The sequence below is a fragment of the Pseudoalteromonas sp. S4741 genome (genome assembly GCF_005886135.1).
Classification (GTDB): Bacteria; Pseudomonadota; Gammaproteobacteria; order Enterobacterales; family Alteromonadaceae; genus Pseudoalteromonas; species Pseudoalteromonas tetraodonis.
In genome coordinates this window covers 13236-30698 of record NZ_PNCN01000031.1, presented here as the reverse complement: position 1 = coordinate 30698, position 17463 = coordinate 13236, and the positions used below count along the sequence as shown (strand labels likewise).

Below are 17463 nucleotides of genomic sequence, written 5' to 3'. Positions count from 1 at the left end.
GCTATAGAAGTAAATATTGATACACCCTTGCGCTAAATCAATGTTGCTCTATCAAGATACCATACACTAAGAAGACACGCTGCGCAGAGGTCGCCATGTCTTCAATAGTAATGATAAGACTACTTAAAACATCTATTTTGCTTGGATTATGCCTGATTGTGACGGGCCATGTATTAATTGTATCGAGCTACTTTACCAGCCAGTACGGTATTAAAGGCATTATTACTGCAGCAGCGTGCATTGCAATTGGTGTGTTTTTATCACTGCCAACTAAAATTTATTTAACCATATTATTAATGGAAGCAGAAAAGCGCTACTTGAAATCGCAGTAACCCCCTAGGGCTAAAAGCCGCTGAAACTCTCAACTTCTTTACTGCGTTGCTCAATTCTCTTTTTGGCTTTTTCAGCATCTTCAAACAACTTATTAATTGACTCACTGTTGTATATTTCAGGCGCTCGCTGAGGAAAAGGTTTTGCCGCAGATTTAGCACTGCCACTTAATATAGCTGTATCTTCGGCTACCACAACATTAATATCTGCAGGGTCAAGGTGCACTTCAATACTCTTGCCATTTTTATTTGGCACATCGGAGAAATGCCACTGCCCTTGCTCATCTTGCCACTTATAAATTTTACTTTGAGAGTCAGATGCTAACGGTGACGATGTGATTTTATCTCCTACTTTTTTAAGCTCAAGTGTGAGCTGCTCGAATGTATCAGATGAAAGCGCTACCACTTTATCTTTAATAGAAAAAGATTCATTTTTAATCAATGAGCTGGTGAGCCAAGGTTGCCCATTTGGCTTTTTAAGATAAAACAAAGAGATAAGAGCAATGACCATTACTGATATTGCTAAGTAGGTAAAGTATTTCATAGCGTTCCTGCTTTAAATTTAATCCTTTATTATCATTAATATAATAAAAAAACGGCAATCAGGCAATTATTTTCCATAAAATAAAAACGCAGCTTTAGCTGCGTTTTTAAATTTATAGCTTTGAATAACAAGGTAATTAAATTCCATCACCATCGATATGCAAGCCACACTCACGGCTCAGCCCAAAAAAGCGGGTTTCTTCTTCGCTCATTCCTGGCTCTAATTTACGCGTAGTGTGTACATCACCCATAGACACATAACCTTGCTCCCATAATGGGTGGTATGGCAGATCATGTTTAGTAAGGTATTGGTACACATCACGATTATTCCACTCAATAATAGGGTACACTTTTACTGTACCTCGGCTGATTTCTAAAACTTGCTTTTCAGCACGGCTCGACGATTGATCTCGACGCAAGCCACTAAACCAGGTGCTCGCGTTAAGCTCTTTTAAAGCACGCGTCATTGGCTCAACTTTATTGAGCTGGTTGTATTGCTTAATACCTTCTTCACCTAGCTCCCATAGTTTTCCAAATTTAGCCTCTTGCCATGCAGGGCTCAACTGCGCTTTATACACTTTTAAGTTAAGTGATAAACGCTCGCTCATCTGATCGATAAACTGATAGGTCTCTGGAAATAGATAACCCGTGTCTGTTAGTACAACAGGTATATCGGGGCGCTGTGATGTCATTAAATGCAACATTACCGCTGCTTGAATACCAAAACTCGATGATAAAAACGCGGTGTCAGGCAAGTGCTCTAGCGCCCATGCAACGCGCTGCTCAGCATTCATGTTAGCCAGCAAACCATTCGCATCAGCTAACATAGCCTGTTGGCTTTGCTTATCTAGCTGTAATATGTTTTTAAATTCACTCATGGTCAATTTTAAACCTCACCAGCGCGGTGCGCTGCTTTTAAATTATGCGTAAAAATCGGTAACAGATACTTTTACTTCTGCAACAATACCCTTGCGAATAACAAAATCACCAAAGCATTCGCCTTCATTGCGCTCACTAACCCATTGCCCAATAAGCTTATCAAATGCCTCTAGGTAAACTTCTTCGCCCACATTTTCAAGATAAAGCTTAGGGATACGCGTACCCTCCGTATTCCCGCCAAGGTAAACGTTGTACTTACCTGGGCCTTTACCTACTAATCCAGCTTCAGCTAGCATGGCACGACCACAGCCGTTAGGGCAACCAACCACACGCATAATAATGCTGTCATTTGGTACTCCATGCTTGGCCAATAAGCCTTCTATTTTTTCAATTAAACTCGGTAAGTAACGCTCGGCTTCAGCCATCGCTAAAGGGCAAGTGGGCAGTGACACACACGCCATTGAGTTTTTACGTTGCTCAGTGTCTTTGTCATCAATCAAACCGTGTTCACGCGCTATTTTTTCAATGATTGCTTTTTGATCCGCAGGCACACCGGCAATAATTAAGTTTTGATTGGCGGTCATGCGAAAATCACCTTGATGAATTTCTGCAATCTTACGACACCCTGTTTTTAGTGGCTTATTGGGGTAATCTAAAATACGACCACTTTGAATAAAGAGCGTTAAGTGATGTTTACCGTCAATGCCTTCAACCCAACCAATGCGATCCCCTCGATGAGTAAACTCATAAGGGCGGCTTGGTGCAAAACTCACGCCTGCACGTTTTTCAACTTCTGCTTTAAATACATCAGACCCAACACGGTCAAGTGTGTATTTAGTTTTTGCGTTTTTACGGTTAGAACGATTACCCCAATCACGTTGCACAGACACTACGTGCTCCGCAATTTTTAAGGTATCTTCAAGGGCAATAAAACCAAAATCATCGGCTTTACGTGGATACGTTGCAGTATCACCGTGGGTCATGGCAAGGCCCCCCCCTACTAGCACGTTAAAACCAACTAATTTACCGTTATCAGCAATTGCCACAAAGTTTAAGTCGTTTGCATGAACATCCACCTCATTATTAGGTGGTATCGTCACTGTGGTTTTAAACTTACGCGGTAAATAAGTTGAGCCTAAAATTGGCTCTTCTGTGGTTTCACTTTTTTCGCCATTGAGCCAAATCTCTGCATACGCTTTGGTTTTAGGTAATAAGTGCTCAGAAATCTTTGCCGCCCACTCATACGCCTCTTGGTGTAACTCAGACTCAACAGGGTTAGTGGTACAAAGTACATTGCGGTTCACGTCACCGGCGGTTGCAATAGAATCAATACCCACGCTATTAAGTAATTGGTGCATACCTTTAATTTCAGGTTTTAATACACCATGAAACTGAAATGTTTGGCGCGTAGTTAAACGAATACTGCCATAGCTGGTTTTCTCCCCGGCAAACTTATCAATTGCTAACCATTGCTCGGGCTTAATAATGCCGCCAGGCATACGCGCACGCAGCATGACATTATGTAGTGGTTCTAGCTTTTGTTTAGCACGCTCGGGACGAATATCGCGGTCATCTTGCTGGTACATGCCATGAAAACGAATTAACTGGAAATTATCGGCAGTAAAACCACCGGTAATTTCATCTTTTAAATCTTGCGCTATAGTGCCGCGTAAAAAGTTACTTTCTCTTTTTAAACGTTCGTTATCAGAAAGCTTTACGGTTTTATCTTGTTCGCTCATTTTAAATCCTAAATTTGTTACAGTGACGGCTGTTAGCTTTTAATAAAATAAACAACGTGTACTTAGTACACGTCTTTCTGATAGCGATTTGCGCTACGCAAATCTTTTAAATATTGGTCGGCCTCTTCATTACTTTTGCCGGTATTTTCGCTAATGATATCAATTAAGGCATTGTGTACATCTTTAGCCATGCGGTTTGCATCGCCACACACATAAAAATGAGCACCCGCTTCTAACCAGTCAAACACTTCTTTTGAGTTTTTACGTAACTTATCTTGCACGTAAACTTTTTCTGCTTGATCACGGCTAAACGCCACATCGACTTTACTTAACAAGCCTGATTTTAAGTAACCTTGAATTTCTACTTGGTATAAAAAGTCTTGGGTGAAGTGTGGGTTACCAAAAAACAGCCAATTTTTACCCGTAGCCTCTCGCGCATCACGCTCTTGTAAAAAGGCACGGAACGGTGCAATACCTGTACCTGGCCCTACCATGATGATCGGTGTGTCATCATTTACTGGTAAGCGGAAGTTGTCATTATGTTCACTAAATACTTTTACTTTACAGCCTTCTTGCGCTCGGCGTGCTAAATAGCCTGAACAGCCACCTAAATGCTCTGTGCCAAACGCTTCAAACTCAACCAGTGCAATAGTTAAATGTACTTCGTCCTCTACCTCGCTTTGGCTAGAAGCAATTGAATATAAACGCGCTTGTAATTTACGTAGGCAATCAACCAGTGTTTGCGCCTCTAATTTAGCTGGGTTTTGTGCAACCACATCAAAAATTTGGCGAGGCTCAATGTATTCACGCATTGCGGCTTTATCTTCCACAAGCTTAAGAAGTCCAGGCGTGCCTGTAGCCGTGGCATATTTTTCTACAAAACCAGGGTACGATTGTGTCAGCTCTAGTTTTTCAATTAAGGCATCACGCACGCTAAGTTCTTCATCGCCAAGTTTGACGCGGCTAGTTGGATTAATTTGCGTTTGCGCTAGTAGCTCATCTACACAGGCTTCATCATTTAAAAAGTAAATGCCTAACGAGTCACCCGGCGTATAGGTAATGTCAGACCCTTCAAGTGAAATTTCAATATGGCGTACATCTTTGGTTGAGTCACGACCGGTAATTTTTTGCACTAAGCTTAGCTCTGCCGCAAACGGGTTTTGCTTAGTGTATTGGCTAGCCGCTGTTGTGGGCGTGCCAAATGGCATTGATACAACTTGGCCGCCTGTGGCATCTTGCTGAGCTTTTAAATCTGGCTCAAACGCATTTAATGCGCCCTCAATCCAAGTGGCGGCTTCGTCATCGTAATCAACGTCTAGGTCGGCACGTTGATAAATAACGTCTGCACCGAGATTAGTTAAACGCTCTTCAAAGTCTTTAGCGGTTTGACAGAAAAATTCATAGCTAGAATCACCTAAACCTAATACCGCGACTTTAACACCATCAAGCTTTGGCGCTTTTTTGGTAATTAAAAATTCATACAGTGTTTCGGCGTCTTCTGGTGGCTCACCTTCACCATAAGTTGATACAACAACGGTTAAAAACTTTTCTTTTTTCAATGCAGTCGGTTTGTAATCTGACATGCTAACCAGCTTTGCAGCTAGCCCACGAGATTCAGCTTGCTCTTTAAGCTTAGTCGCCACCGCTTTAGCGTTACCTGTTTGTGAACCATACAAAATAGTAAGTACGGCTGCCTCAGAGCTTGCCGGTGTACCTGCAATTGGCGCACCTAGCGCTGCTGAATTAGCATTAGCAGCCAAATAGCCGCTAACCCACGCTTGCTGAATTGGATTAAGCTCAGCCACTAAACCTTGTAGCTTTTGAACTTGCTCTTGCGAAAGCGGACTTGCTAGCGCATTTAGTTGACCTAACAACATGAATTTTTCCTCATAACCCTGAACGTTAAACACAATGCTTGTTCACATTGTTTAAAATGAGTGCCACCTCATTCAGAAGGTTCTGTTGAGGTTAATTGAGTATGCAGGATAGCCGTCTAAGCATAGATAAAAAAAGAATAGAATCTGATTTGATATTCCATTTAGTTATTAACCTAGTTAAAAAACCAGTGAAATTAACCTAAAGGGTTTTTATTGCCTTTTATGAAATTCTAATTTAACAGTTTTGTAACCTTTGTAATCTAAGGTATATTACGCAAACTATAAAATAGAAACACCTATGTTACACGGTATATATAAAAACAAATTACTTTTGAGCGCGTTGTTATTGAGCTCTTTGCCTACGATGGCTAATGTGGTTAATGGTAACTTTGAACAATGGACAGGCAACACTCCACAAGCGTGGACAGTCATTGATAGTGGTATTAACGTATCTGCCAACAGCGCAGTCGTGAGTACAGGCCTACAAGCAGCAGCGATTAGCGTTAATACTGGCACACAAAGTAACACTGACTTTTTACAGCAAGTCGCAGTTGAAATGGGCAAAACTTATGAGTTCTCGGTGGATGTGTATCATACCGAAGGTCATCTTAAGGCGCGTTTATTTATAGATGGTTATCAAGGCTACTCAAACCCTGCTTTAACAAACCAGTGGCAAACCATAACTTATAGCTATACCGCTGATAGTAGTAAAACGATTGATGTCGGTTTACGCTTTTACGATACAAGCGGCTTTGATGGTAGTGAGTTAGTTTATGTTGATAACTTCTACCTAATAATGACAGCGGCGGCGGTTCTCCAAGCTGCGCAGATAACAGCCTTACTTTTAACCTAACCACAGATAACTATGGCGAAGAAACCAGTTGGCAAATAACACACAACCAAGCTGGTATGGTTGCAAGCGGCAGTGGATATGCTGCCAACACCCAATATACCGAACAATTATGTTTAACCAATGGCGACTATACATTTACTATTAATGACAGCTATGGCGATGGTATTTGCTGTTCATATGGCAGTGGCAGCTATGCCTTGAATAATGAAGCCAATTTGCTTGCCAGTGGATCAAGCTTTCAAGCAAGTGAGTCTACCGCATTCTCGTTAGGTGCTACTCAGCCAACACCGACGCCAACCGGCTACTATGTTACAACTCAAGGCTTAACTGGCTACATGCTATCAAAACGTAATCGCTCTTGGCAAAATAACACTACGGCTAGTAATGCCGTACTTAACGGCTCTAGTAACCAAGTATTTGAAAATTGGGTCGTGGCTATGTTGTTAAAATGGCATAACAACGACCCCGTTAGCCAAATGGAATTAGACCGCAATCAAGCAGCGTTTGAGTTTCAAGGTAACCGAAACCCGTATATCGATCACCCTGAATTTGTAGAGATGATTTGGTAAAAGGCTTCTGGCTTCGCAGATAAGCATATGCCTTTGCACTTGCAAAGGCTTTTCTTACGCCCATTTTATAATATTATTTTTGCACTTAGGTTCGCAACACTCAGCCCAAACTACGGCGCTATAATTTACTTCTGCCAGCTAAAGGCTGAAAGTTTACCGCTAAAAACTGCTCTAAACGTAAAAAGCCCCAGCTAATGCCGGGGCTTTTCATAAAACAGACTTAATTAAAAATTAAGCTTGTTTTGGACGTTCAACAACATCTACCAAAGTCCAAGATTTGTTCTTAGAGATTGGAGCGCATTCACGGATAGTGACAGTGTCACCCGCTTTTGCAGTGTTATTTTCGTCATGTACGTGTAACTTAGTCGTACGTTTGATGAATTTCCCATAAATTGGGTGCTTCACGTAACGTGCGATAGCAACAGTGAAAGATTTTTCCATCTTGTCGCTGATTACACGGCCTTGAAGAGTACGAATTTTATCGCTCATTATTGACCTGCCTTCTGGTTAATAATTGTTTTTACACGCGCGATATCGCGACGTACTGTTCTTAGCGTGTGTGTCTGAGCTAACTGACCAGTGCTTGCTTGCATGCGCAGGTTAAACTGCTCACGAAGAAGACCTAGAAGTTCAGCATTTAGCTCTTCTACGCTTTTATCTTTTAGTTCGCTTGCTTTCATCACATTACCGTCCGAGTTACGAAAGTTGTTTTGAATGGCAGTTTACGAGCAGCAAGGTTAAACGCTTCACGAGCAAGCTCTTCTGAAACACCTTCCATTTCGTAAAGTACTTTACCAGGCTGAATTTCAGCAACCCAATATTCAACAGAACCTTTACCTTTACCCATACGAACTTCAAGAGGTTTTTCTGTGATCGGCTTGTCAGGGAAGACACGGATCCAGATTTTACCTTGACGTTTCACGTGACGCGTCATAGCACGACGAGCTGCTTCGATTTGACGAGCAGTCATGCGGCCACGACCAGTAGCTTTCAAACCGAAAGTACCGAAGCTTACTTTGTTACCGTTTTGCGCTAAACCGCGGTTGCGGCCTTTGTGCATTTTACGGAATTTTGTACGTTTTGGCTGTAACATTACTCGCTACCTCTACTTAGCACTTTTTTTGGCTTTCTTTGGCGCGCGTTTAGCTGGCTTCTCTTGCTCTTGTACTAGTGGTAAACCACCAATAACTTCGCCTTTGAAGATCCAAACTTTAACACCAATGATACCGTAAGTGGTTAAGGCTTCAGAAGTTGCGTAGTCGATATCAGCACGAAGAGTATGTAGAGGTACACGACCTTCACGATACCATTCTGAACGTGCGATTTCTGCGCCGCCAAGACGACCGCTAACTTCAACTTTAATCCCTTTAGAACCGATGCGCATTGCATTTTGTACCGAACGCTTCATAGCGCGGCGGAACATAACACGACGCTCTAGCTGAGAGGCAATGCCGTCTGCTACTAGTTGTGCATCTAGTTCTGGTTTACGTACTTCAGAAATATTAATCTGAGCAGGTACACCAGCGATTTTAGTTACCGCTTGACGTAATTTTTCTACGTCTTCGCCTTTTTTACCGATAACAACACCCGGACGAGCCGTGTGAATAGTTACTCGGATAGATTTTGCTGGACGCTCAATAACGATTTTAGACACAGAAGCCGCTTTTAATTCCTTAGTAAGGAATGTACGTACTTTGTGATCGCCAAAAAGCTGTGCAGAGAAATCTTTTGAATTCGCGTACCAGGTAGAAACCCAAGGTTTAGATATACCTAGGCGAATACCAGTAGGATGAACTTTTTGTCCCATTACTTATATCTCCTAGCTATCTGAAACCACAACAGTGATGTGGCTTGTACGCTTAAGGATGCGGTCTGCGCGTCCTTTAGCACGTGGCATAATACGTTTCATTGTTGGACCATCGTCCACAAAAATCGTTGTTACACGTAGCTCATCAATGTCAGCACCTTCGTTATGCTCTGCGTTAGCAATAGCAGACTCAAGTACTTTCTTAACTAATACAGCCGCTTTTTTCGGGCTGTACGCCAGGATTTCTAGTGCGCGATCGACAGGTAACCCGCGGATCTGATCTGCAACTAGACGTGCTTTTTGCGCCGAACCAGAGGCGAATTTATGTTTAGCTAATGCTTGCATTTATCTTCCCCTCTTAACGTTTCTTCGCTTTCTTATCCGCAGCATGGCCACGGTAAGTGCGAGTTGGTGCAAATTCACCTAGTTTGTGACCGATCATTTCGTCAGAAACGAAAACTGGTACATGCTGGCGACCATTATGGACAGCAATGGTCAATCCGATCATGTTAGGTATGATCATTGAACGACGGCTCCAAGTTTTAATTGGCTTCTTTTCACCGCTTTCCAAAGCTTTCTCTACCTTCTTCAGCAAGTGTAGGTCTATAAAAGGACCCTTCTTGAGAGAGCGTGGCATGGCTATTCCTCAATATTACTTAGTACGACGACGTACTATAAATTTATCCGTACGCTTGTTCTTACGCGTCTTAGCACCTTTAGTCGGCTTACCCCATGGAGATACAGGATGACGACCACCAGATGTACGACCTTCACCACCACCGTGTGGGTGATCAACCGGGTTCATGGCAACACCACGAACTGTCGGACGAATACCACGCCAGCGATTTGCACCTGCTTTACCAAGTGAACGAAGCATATGCTCAGCATTGCCTACTTCACCTAGTGTCGCACGACAATCAGATTCAACTTTACGAACTTCGCCTGAACGAAGACGTAATGTTACATATTGACCATCACGTGCAAGGATTTGAACGTATGCACCAGCAGAACGTGCAATTTGAGCACCTTTACCTGGTTTAAGTTCTACGTTGTGAACAGTCGAACCTACAGGCATATTACGCATTGGTAATGCATTACCAGGTTTGATTGGTGCATCAACACCAGACTGGATTGCATCGCCAGCTTTTAAGCCTTTTGGTGCGATAATGTAACGACGCTCACCGTCTGCATATAATACAAGAGCGATGTTTGCGCTACGATTTGGATCATATTCTAAACGCTCAACAGTGGCTGGAATGCCATCTTTAGTACGTTTAAAATCGATTAAACGGTAATGCTGCTTATGACCACCACCGATATGACGAACCGTAATACGACCATTGTTATTACGACCACCTGATTTAGAGTTTTTCTCTAATAGTGGTGCGTAAGGTTTACCCTTATGTAAATCTGGGTTAACCACTTTAACTAGGTGACGACGACCCGCAGAAGTTGGCTTACACTTTTGAAGTGCCATAATTCTAACTCCCCTTATTACTCGGCGCCGCCGACAAAGTCCAGCTCGCTACCTTCTTTAAGAGTAACGTAAGCTTTCTTCCAGTCGCTACGACGACCGAAACGCATGCCAGTACGTTTTGTTTTACCCTTAACGTTAAGTGTGCGAACACCAGTTACTTCTACTTCAAAAAGCTTCTCAACTGCCGCTTTAATTTCAGCTTTAGTTGCATCGTTTACTACTTTGAAAACAATTGTGTTGTTTTCTTCAGCAGCAATTGTGCTTTTTTCAGAGATATGTGGAGCAAGGATCACTTTTAAAAGACGTTCTTCACGGATCATGCTAGCGCCTCCTCAAGTTGCTTAACAGCAGCAGCTGTAATTAGTACCTTATCGAAAGCAATTAAGCTTACAGGATCGATACCAGCTACATCACGTGTGTCAACCTTGTACAGGTTACGTGCCGATAAGAAAAGATTTTCATCTACTTCTTCAGTCACGATAAGAACATCTTTAAGCTCAAGTTCTTTAAGCTTAGCAACTAGTTCTTTAGTTTTTGGTGCTTCAAGACCAAAACTTTCAACAACGATTAAACGCTCTTGACGAACTAATTCAGATAAGATGCTTTTGATCGCACCGCGGTACATTTTACGGTTTACTTTTTGGCTGTGGTCTTGTGGTTTAGCTGCGAAGCTAACGCCACCTGAACGCCAAATTGGACTACGGATTGTACCAGCACGTGCACGGCCAGTACCTTTTTGAGCCCATGGTTTTTTACCACCACCGCTTACTTCAGAACGTGTCTTCTGAGCACGAGTACCTTGACGAGCACCTGCTGCGTATGCAACAACTACTTGGTGTACTAATGCTTCGTTAAACTCACGTCCAAAAGTAGCTTCAGAAACTTCAAGAGCGCCAGAAGCGTCTTTAATTGCTAATTCCATCACTAAATCTCCAGGACTTATGCTTTAACAGCTGGTTTAACGATAACGTCACCGCCGATAGCGCCAGGTACTGCACCTTTAACTAAAAGCAGGTTACGCTCAGCGTCAACGCGAACTAGTTCAAGGTTCTGAGTTGTTACTTGCTCATTACCCATTTGACCGGCCATTTTCTTACCTTTAAACACCTTACCAGGTGATTGGTTTTGACCGATTGAACCAGGAGCACGGTGAGATAGAGAGTTACCATGTGTAGCGTCTTGCATGCTGAAATTCCAGCGCTTAACACCACCTTGGAAACCTTTACCTTTAGAAGTACCGGTTACGTCAACTTTGTTGATTTCGTTGAATAATTCAACCGTAAGCTCTGCGCCTACTTCAAAATCGCCTTCACCACCATTTAGGCGGAATTCCCACAGACCGCGACCCGCTTCAACACCAGCTTTAGCGAAGTGACCCGCTGTTGCTTTGTTTACACGGCTTGCTTTTTTAGTGCCTGCGGTTACTTGAAGCGCGTTATAACCGTCTGTTGCGTCAGATTTGATCTGAGCAATGCGGTTAGGAGTCGCTTCAATAACTGTCACAGGGATAGATACACCATCTTCAGTGAAGATACGTGTCATACCCACTTTACGACCGACTAGACCTAATGCCATTTTCCTAAAACCTCTCTAATCTTCCGATTAACCCAGGCTGATTTGAACATCAACACCAGCAGCAAGGTCTAAACGCATAAGTGCGTCTACAGTCTTGTCAGTTGGTTCTACGATGTCGATCAGACGTTTATGGGTGCGGATCTCGTACTGATCACGCGCGTCTTTATTAACGTGCGGTGATGTAAGTACAGTAAAACGTTCAAAGCGTGTAGGTAGTGGAATTGGACCACGTACTTGTGCGCCAGTGCGTTTCGCAGTTTCCACGATTTCCGCCGTTGATTGGTCAATCAAACGGTGGTCAAAAGCTTTTAGGCGAATACGAATGCGTTGATTTGACATTCTTAAACCTCAATATAAAGAGCATTTAAAGAGCATAAAAAAACGACCGAAACAATCTTAATAATTAAGATGCCGGTTGTTAGATTATATCTACGTTGAGTTCCAAATCGGAACTCCTGTTTATTAGCTTGAAATCCAAGCTTAATTTATTCTTTCTTGTTCCCGAGGGAATTTTGAAAGCCTGCGTATTATAATGATGCTGGTGATAAATGCAACAACTATTTAGACATAATTGCCTTGTAATTGTCGTTTAAATAACAGTCAAGTTTATCAATAGTGAACGTAATGGAAGTGATGATGTCACTATAATGTCATAGCTTGTCGATTAATCTGCAGAGGATTTTTTAGATAATATGTTATCCTATGCGCTAATTTTGCTGTTATATACCCATATTGATTTGGGTAACTACTCTCTTATGGTGAGTCAATGCGTATTTTAAATTATGGTTTAAATCTTATCTCTGGTGGTATTAGCCGCTTGTTTGTTAAAAGCAAAGTACTGCCGGAGAAGCCGTTAGAGCAATTTGAGTTAAACCCTAAAAACCCGACCTTTTATATAGTGCGTTTAAATTCACGCTTTGATTTAGCGGCACTCGCACGCGTATGTAAACGAAATGGTTTGCCCGACCCTACCGAGCAGCAAGTGTTAGGTGACCAAGCGTTAGATCGTTTTATTGGCATTAAAAACCCACCACCGTTATTTGGTAATAAAGAAAAGCCTACCAACGCATTAGATCAGGGTAAGCAAATCATTGAACATTTATTATATAGTGGCCAAAAAAATGTGCAGGTTGTGCCTGTGACTATTTTATGGGGCAGAGCGCCGGGTAAAGAAAAGCCAGGACTGAGTACTTTACTTTCGCACTCACTTACGCCCAGCTGGTTTAGAAAAATATTTGTTGTACTTTTTTCAGGGAGAGACAACTTTATTCGTTTTAGCCAACCACTCGATTTATCACTATTGGTGAACGAAAAAGCCGATGTAAATGAGCTTCCGCATAAACTACTTCGCGTAGCTAGAGTACACTTTAAGCGCCAGAAGCTGGCTGCCACAGGGCCTAAAATCCCATCTCGAGATCAATTATTTAGCTCACTACTGGCATCCCCAACGATAAAAAAAGCGATTCAAACTGAAGCGTCTGAAAAAAATATTAACCAAGCCCAAGCGCGACAAAACGCATTAAAGCTTCTTGATGAAATTGCTGCTAATTACAGCGATGCCACCATTCGCGTTGCCGATCGCATATTAACCTGGCTTTGGAACAAGCTGTATAATGGGATTGATATAAAGTACACCGAGCAAATCCATGACCTAACCAACAAAGGCCATGAAATAATCTACATGCCGTGTCATCGTAGTCATATGGATTACTTGCTACTGACCTACTCTATTTACCATCAAGGGCTTGTTCCACCGCATATTGCAGCGGGTATTAACTTAAACTTTTTCCCAGCCGGTGGCATATTCCGCCGCAGTGGCGCGTTTTTTATTCGCCGCTCGTTTGCTGGTAACAAGCTTTACTCAGCAGTATTTAAAGAATACTTAAGCCAGTTATTTATCAAAGGTTACTCGGTAAAGTTTTATACCGAGGGTGGGCGCAGCAGAACGGGACGTTTACTACCCCCTAAAACCGGCATGCTCGCAATGACAATGCAAGCCATGTTGCGCGGTATAGACAGACCAATATCTATTGTGCCGGTATATATTGGTTACGAGCACGTCATGGAAATCAATACCTATTTAAAAGAGCTGGCTGGGAACGATAAAAAAGGCGAGTCGATATTAGGTATTTTTAAAGCAATTAAAAATTTAAAAAACTATGGTCGTGGTTATTTAAACTTTGGCGACCCTATTTCTATCAATCAGTATTTAAATGATAACCAGCCTGACTGGCGTGAATCAATTCATGCAACCGATGTGCAAAAACCACAATGGTTAGGGCCGCAGGTGGCTAACCTTGCTGATCAGGTTATGGTTAAAATTAACAATGCCGCCGCACTTAACTCTGTTAACCTACTGGCGATGATACTGCTGGTAAACGATAAGCAGGCATTGAGTAAGCCAAAGCTGTTAGCTCAGCTTGAGTTTTACTTACGATTGCAACGTGAAGCAAGCTATAGCAGTAAAATAACCGCACCAGATGAAACACCAGAGCAGCTACTTGAACATGCCTTAAAACTTAACAAGTTTGACGTGATCAGTGATGAGTTTGGCGAAATAATTGCGATAAGCGATAAAGAAAAAACCTTATTCAACTATTACCGTAATAACATTTTGCATATTTTTGCGGTGCCTAGTTTAGTGGCGCTGCATTTATTTAAGCAACATCAAAGCACCGTAACTCAGTGCCATCAGCTGGTGAAATCTTTTTATCCATTGTTTGCTAAAGAGTGGTACTTGCAAGAGTTAGATGAGAGCTACGTTACTCGTATTTTAACTAACTTTAGTGATCAAGGCTTAATTGCGCTTGATGGTGATAACATTAAAGTGACTCAAAATAACGATAGCTTTGCCAAACTCGAAATGCTCGGTCGTGCATTGAGCTTTACTTTGCAACGTTATGCGATTGTGATTGGCTTTATTCAAACCAGCCAAGGGATTGAAAAAGCAGAGCTTGAACGTGAAAGCTATGTGCTGGCGCAGCGCTTGGGTACGTTACATGGCATTAAAACGCCAGAGTTTTTTGATAAAAAGGTACTCAGTAGCTTTATTTCAAACCTACGCGAACAAAAACTGATTAGTGAATCAGACAGTGGCTTACAAGGCAGCCCAGCGTTGTGCGAGACTTACAAGCAACTACAAACGCTATTACCGGCACGTATTTGGCAGTCAATAACAGATATTGTGCACGCTCAATGCAAGTAAAATAAAACCATACCCACTATATTGAAGGTATTCAATATAGTGGGTATTAGGATTAGCGCTGGCGCATTACCCCTTCTTGAATAGTAGAGGCTACCAAGTTTCCTTGGCGGTCAAAAAACTGCCCACGTACCAGCCCTCTTCCTGAGCTCGCGCTTGGGCTATCAATAGTATATAAAATCCAATCATCCATTCTAAACGGACGATGAAACCACATAGCATGGTCAATCGTCGCCACTTGCATATTCGGCTGCATAAACGACACACCATGTGGTTGTAATGCGGTTGGTAAAAATTCAAAGTCGGACGCATACGCTAATAAATAGTTATGAATACGTTGATCGTCAGGCATATCGCCATTGGCTTTAAACCAAATATGTTTTACTGGTTCAATGGCTTCTGGTTTAAAGGGGTTATGAAAATTCACTGGGCGCATTTCAATCGGCATTTCACGAATAAATTTATTACGGATAGCTTCTGGAATATGCTGTGCATTTTCTTGATAAAACTCTAATGAAGAACGTAACTCTTCAGGAGCTGGAACATCTGGCATGGTCGCTTGATGCGATAACCCTTGCTCTTCACCTTGAAACGACGCCGTCATGTAAAAAATTGGTTTACCGTACTGAATCGCACTGACACGTCGAGTGCTAAAACTTTTACCATCACGTATAGCTTCTACATCGTACACAATCGGTTTTGCAGCGTCGCCAGGGCGTAAAAAGTAAGAATGTAATGAGTGAACAATTCGCCCCGCTGGCAGTGTTTCTTTGGCTGCTGAAAGCGCTTGCCCCATAACTTGACCGCCAAACACCGCTCTAAAACCTAAGTCTTGGCTTTGTCCGCGGTATAAACCTTGTTCAATTTCTTCAAGTGATAACAACGACAATAAATCATCTAATACTTGGCTCATTATTTCTTCCTCAATCCCCTAATTTCTAAATGATACTATACAATACTGGAAAAATACCAACACACTGAGTGAGGAAAACTAATATGGCTTTTTGGCTATTTAAAACCGAACCCGACGCCTTTTCAATTGATGACTTAAAACAAGCCCCTGAACAAACCACGTTATGGGAAGGCGTGCGAAACTACCAAGCGCGTAACTTTATTCGTGATGATGTACAAAAGGGCGATTTGGTGATGATTTATCATTCTAGCTGTAAACAGGTTGGTGTTGCGGGAATAGGAATTGTCACTAAAGCCGCTTACCCTGATCCGACTCAGTTTGATTTAAGTAGCGATTATTATGATGCCAAAGCAACCGTTGAGACCCCCCGTTGGTTTGTGGTGGAAGTAACCTACCATTCTCATCTCAGTAGCATAGTGAGCTTGCAAGCAATTAAGGCAAATGAGTCAGTGACAGACATTGCTCTTAAAAAAGGGGGGCGTTTATCGGTCATGCCAGTGACCGAAAATGACTGGAATGAAATTTTGAACATGGCTTAGTAGTCGCAAAGGTAACATACATTTTACCATTAAAAAGGCACTCCACCAGCGCAGCATAGCTTGGCTCAATTTCTCTTATGCCCTCAGATTTGCTATGATCTGCAGCTTGTGCGCACTGGAGGAAAAATGAAATTACTATACTGGTTAGATGAATGGTTAACTCTCAGCGATAATGAGAAGCAAGCAAAACTACCTACCTCTAGTGGGGATTTACTCGGTGATGTGTATGTAAAATATCACTTTGTTGATCTCAACAAACCCCTGCTTTTTACTTTTTCACCTGCCGGTACTGATGTACAAGAGCGTGATTTGAACGAAGACTTTGCACCTTGGGGCTATCATTTAGCACAAAAGCAAAACGTTAATATTATTGCGTTTCAGCATTTGGGTAAAAGTAATTGGTTTCGTAACCGCAATTTAATCTTTTTTATTGAGCAACTATCAACCCTACTCTCTCCTTTTAAAACTAAGTTAGGTTATGGACTTAGTCGTGGCGGCTTTGCTGTGGGTGCATTTGCTAAATTACTCAAACTCGACAAAGTGCTGCTTTTCCATCCTGTTAGCACTAAAAACAAACTTATCGCCCCTTGGGATGACCGCTCAAGTACCGACATTGCCCAGCAATATGACTGGCAAGGTGACTACCATGATTTAGATTTAGGGGATGCCAAGGGCTACATTATTTACGACCCAACCAACCGCATTGACCGCCAACATGCTAAACGCTATAAACAGCTCACTCACTTACGCGTGTTTGGGATGGGGCACGGCACCCATACCACCTATTTAAATAAGTTTGGGTTTTATAAACAAGTGGCTGTTGATTTTATTGCTAATCAACAAATCGACATTGCACAATTTAGGTTACAAACAAAAACACTGCGTTTAAAAGAGGATTATTATAAAAAACTTAATAAAGCCAATGCTAATTCGCCGCATCGTCAAGCGTTATTAAGTACCGCTCACACTATTTTAATCGACGAAAAAGCAGCGCACGTGCAAGAGCACCAAGAAAAAATTGATATTCAACCTTTAATAGACGTAGCCATTAAGCATCAAGATGAAAATCCAAATGATGCCATTAAACTATTAGAAGTGGCTCAACAGCTAGCGCCAGACGACCCGCTGGTTGAGCATAAACTGAGACAATTAGAATAAGTA

Annotated in this window: 20 protein-coding genes and 1 pseudogene; 5 read left to right on the top strand and 16 right to left on the bottom strand. The window is 42.1% G+C overall.

The window, feature by feature from the left end:
- Positions 1-95: 95 nt before the first annotated feature.
- On the top strand, positions 96-332 hold the full coding sequence (locus tag CWC30_RS05395; RefSeq protein WP_024601183.1) for a hypothetical protein: 237 nt from the start codon (positions 96-98) through the stop codon (positions 330-332).
- A gap of 10 nt (positions 333-342) precedes the next feature.
- Here CWC30_RS05395 and CWC30_RS05390 read toward each other — a convergent pair whose 3' ends face one another.
- The 4 genes from CWC30_RS05390 to CWC30_RS05375 all read right to left on the bottom strand — a co-directional run bounded on the left by CWC30_RS05390 (position 343) and on the right by CWC30_RS05375 (position 5367).
- Positions 343-873 carry a DUF4124 domain-containing protein gene (locus CWC30_RS05390; RefSeq protein WP_036980914.1) on the bottom strand — a complete coding sequence of 177 codons (531 nt, stop codon included), beginning with the start codon at positions 871-873 and terminating at the stop codon, positions 343-345.
- 136 nt (positions 874-1009) lie between these two features.
- Positions 1010-1750: a phosphoadenylyl-sulfate reductase gene (locus CWC30_RS05385; protein ID WP_036980912.1), complete on the bottom strand. Its 741-nt coding sequence runs from the start codon at positions 1748-1750 to the stop codon at positions 1010-1012.
- Between the two features lie 42 nt (positions 1751-1792).
- Positions 1793-3490 (bottom strand): assimilatory sulfite reductase (NADPH) hemoprotein subunit, encoded by a 1698-nt coding sequence (gene cysI / locus CWC30_RS05380; RefSeq protein ID WP_028835920.1) that lies wholly within the window; start codon positions 3488-3490, stop codon positions 1793-1795.
- Between the two features lie 62 nt (positions 3491-3552).
- The gene (locus CWC30_RS05375) at positions 3553-5367 is read right to left on the bottom strand and encodes an assimilatory sulfite reductase (NADPH) flavoprotein subunit (RefSeq protein ID WP_138626619.1); all 1815 of its coding nucleotides are present in this window, start codon (positions 5365-5367) and stop codon (positions 3553-3555) included.
- Between the two features lie 298 nt (positions 5368-5665).
- Between CWC30_RS05375 and CWC30_RS05370 the strand changes: the two are divergent.
- Positions 5666-6789 (top strand): annotated as a pseudogene (locus CWC30_RS05370) (endonuclease).
- A 231-nt stretch (positions 6790-7020) separates the two neighbouring features.
- Here the strand turns inward: CWC30_RS05370 and rpsQ are convergent.
- Genes rpsQ through rpsJ form a run of 11 tightly spaced genes read right to left on the bottom strand, consistent with a single transcriptional unit; the run spans position 7021 to position 11987 of the window.
- Positions 7021-7278, bottom strand: a complete 258-nt coding sequence (rpsQ, locus tag CWC30_RS05365; RefSeq protein WP_008108356.1) for a 30S ribosomal protein S17 — start codon at positions 7276-7278, stop codon at positions 7021-7023.
- Entirely contained in the window at positions 7278-7469 is a 192-nt protein-coding gene (gene rpmC, locus CWC30_RS05360; protein WP_004588692.1) for a 50S ribosomal protein L29, read from the bottom strand. The genes rpsQ and rpmC overlap by 1 nt, the downstream gene beginning before the upstream one ends.
- A complete protein-coding gene (gene rplP / locus CWC30_RS05355) occupies positions 7469-7882 on the bottom strand; it encodes a 50S ribosomal protein L16 (protein ID WP_008108352.1) in 414 nt (137 codons plus the stop codon). The genes rpmC and rplP overlap by 1 nt, the downstream gene beginning before the upstream one ends.
- A 12-nt stretch (positions 7883-7894) precedes the next feature.
- A complete protein-coding gene (gene rpsC, locus CWC30_RS05350; protein ID WP_008108350.1) occupies positions 7895-8596 on the bottom strand; it encodes a 30S ribosomal protein S3 in 702 nt (233 codons plus the stop codon).
- 12 nt (positions 8597-8608) lie between these two features.
- Positions 8609-8941: a 50S ribosomal protein L22 gene (gene rplV, locus CWC30_RS05345; protein ID WP_004588690.1), complete on the bottom strand. Its 333-nt coding sequence runs from the start codon at positions 8939-8941 to the stop codon at positions 8609-8611.
- 13 nt (positions 8942-8954) lie between these two features.
- A complete protein-coding gene (gene rpsS / locus CWC30_RS05340) occupies positions 8955-9233 on the bottom strand; it encodes a 30S ribosomal protein S19 (RefSeq protein ID WP_004588689.1) in 279 nt (92 codons plus the stop codon).
- A gap of 15 nt (positions 9234-9248) precedes the next feature.
- Positions 9249-10073, bottom strand: a complete 825-nt coding sequence (gene rplB, locus CWC30_RS05335; protein WP_007376192.1) for a 50S ribosomal protein L2 — start codon at positions 10071-10073, stop codon at positions 9249-9251.
- 17 nt (positions 10074-10090) lie between these two features.
- Positions 10091-10393 (bottom strand): 50S ribosomal protein L23, encoded by a 303-nt coding sequence (rplW, locus tag CWC30_RS05330; RefSeq protein WP_006791359.1) that lies wholly within the window; start codon positions 10391-10393, stop codon positions 10091-10093.
- On the bottom strand, positions 10390-10995 hold the full coding sequence (rplD, locus tag CWC30_RS05325) for a 50S ribosomal protein L4 (RefSeq protein WP_008108340.1): 606 nt from the start codon (positions 10993-10995) through the stop codon (positions 10390-10392). Before rplD ends, rplW begins: the two co-directional genes overlap by 4 nt.
- Positions 10996-11012: 17 nt before the next feature.
- Complete coding sequence (rplC, locus tag CWC30_RS05320; protein ID WP_008108338.1) at positions 11013-11648, bottom strand: 50S ribosomal protein L3; 636 nt, start codon at positions 11646-11648, stop codon at positions 11013-11015.
- A gap of 27 nt (positions 11649-11675) precedes the next feature.
- Entirely contained in the window at positions 11676-11987 is a 312-nt protein-coding gene (gene rpsJ, locus CWC30_RS05315) for a 30S ribosomal protein S10 (RefSeq protein WP_002957900.1), read from the bottom strand.
- 427 nt (positions 11988-12414) lie between these two features.
- Between rpsJ and plsB the strand changes: the two genes are divergently transcribed.
- Positions 12415-14853, top strand: a complete 2439-nt coding sequence (gene plsB / locus CWC30_RS05310) for a glycerol-3-phosphate 1-O-acyltransferase PlsB (protein WP_138626618.1) — start codon at positions 12415-12417, stop codon at positions 14851-14853.
- A gap of 52 nt (positions 14854-14905) precedes the next feature.
- Here plsB and tesB read toward each other — a convergent pair whose 3' ends face one another.
- On the bottom strand, positions 14906-15763 hold the full coding sequence (gene tesB / locus CWC30_RS05305; protein WP_069440208.1) for an acyl-CoA thioesterase II: 858 nt from the start codon (positions 15761-15763) through the stop codon (positions 14906-14908).
- Between the two features lie 83 nt (positions 15764-15846).
- On the opposite strand from tesB, the gene CWC30_RS05300 reads away from it, so the two are divergent.
- Entirely contained in the window at positions 15847-16302 is a 456-nt protein-coding gene (locus CWC30_RS05300) for an EVE domain-containing protein (RefSeq protein WP_036980901.1), read from the top strand.
- A 126-nt stretch (positions 16303-16428) separates the two neighbouring features.
- Positions 16429-17460, top strand: coding sequence for a cytosolic protein (locus tag CWC30_RS05295; protein WP_138626617.1), 1032 nt, complete (start codon positions 16429-16431; stop codon positions 17458-17460).
- Positions 17461-17463: the final 3 nt, after the last annotated feature.

Bases quoted from the DNA above. Each gene is read 5' to 3' on its own strand.
- CWC30_RS05395 (WP_024601183.1), top strand. From the start codon at position 96: ATGTCTTCAATAGTAATGATAAGACTACTTAAAACATCTATTTTGCTT.
- CWC30_RS05390 (WP_036980914.1), bottom strand. From the start codon at position 873: ATGAAATACTTTACCTACTTAGCAATATCAGTAATGGTCATTGCTCTT.
- CWC30_RS05385 (WP_036980912.1), bottom strand. From the start codon at position 1,750: ATGAGTGAATTTAAAAACATATTACAGCTAGATAAGCAAAGCCAACAG.
- cysI (WP_028835920.1), bottom strand. From the start codon at position 3,490: ATGAGCGAACAAGATAAAACCGTAAAGCTTTCTGATAACGAACGTTTA.
- CWC30_RS05375 (WP_138626619.1), bottom strand. From the start codon at position 5,367: ATGTTGTTAGGTCAACTAAATGCGCTAGCAAGTCCGCTTTCGCAAGAG.
- rpsQ (WP_008108356.1), bottom strand. From the start codon at position 7,278: ATGAGCGATAAAATTCGTACTCTTCAAGGCCGTGTAATCAGCGACAAG.
- rpmC (WP_004588692.1), bottom strand. From the start codon at position 7,469: ATGAAAGCAAGCGAACTAAAAGATAAAAGCGTAGAAGAGCTAAATGCT.
- rplP (WP_008108352.1), bottom strand. From the start codon at position 7,882: ATGTTACAGCCAAAACGTACAAAATTCCGTAAAATGCACAAAGGCCGC.
- rpsC (WP_008108350.1), bottom strand. From the start codon at position 8,596: ATGGGACAAAAAGTTCATCCTACTGGTATTCGCCTAGGTATATCTAAA.
- rplV (WP_004588690.1), bottom strand. From the start codon at position 8,941: ATGCAAGCATTAGCTAAACATAAATTCGCCTCTGGTTCGGCGCAAAAA.
- rpsS (WP_004588689.1), bottom strand. From the start codon at position 9,233: ATGCCACGCTCTCTCAAGAAGGGTCCTTTTATAGACCTACACTTGCTG.
- rplB (WP_007376192.1), bottom strand. From the start codon at position 10,073: ATGGCACTTCAAAAGTGTAAGCCAACTTCTGCGGGTCGTCGTCACCTA.
- rplW (WP_006791359.1), bottom strand. From the start codon at position 10,393: ATGATCCGTGAAGAACGTCTTTTAAAAGTGATCCTTGCTCCACATATC.
- rplD (WP_008108340.1), bottom strand. From the start codon at position 10,995: ATGGAATTAGCAATTAAAGACGCTTCTGGCGCTCTTGAAGTTTCTGAA.
- rplC (WP_008108338.1), bottom strand. From the start codon at position 11,648: ATGGCATTAGGTCTAGTCGGTCGTAAAGTGGGTATGACACGTATCTTC.
- rpsJ (WP_002957900.1), bottom strand. From the start codon at position 11,987: ATGTCAAATCAACGCATTCGTATTCGCCTAAAAGCTTTTGACCACCGT.
- plsB (WP_138626618.1), top strand. From the start codon at position 12,415: ATGCGTATTTTAAATTATGGTTTAAATCTTATCTCTGGTGGTATTAGC.
- tesB (WP_069440208.1), bottom strand. From the start codon at position 15,763: ATGAGCCAAGTATTAGATGATTTATTGTCGTTGTTATCACTTGAAGAA.
- CWC30_RS05300 (WP_036980901.1), top strand. From the start codon at position 15,847: ATGGCTTTTTGGCTATTTAAAACCGAACCCGACGCCTTTTCAATTGAT.
- CWC30_RS05295 (WP_138626617.1), top strand. From the start codon at position 16,429: ATGAAATTACTATACTGGTTAGATGAATGGTTAACTCTCAGCGATAAT.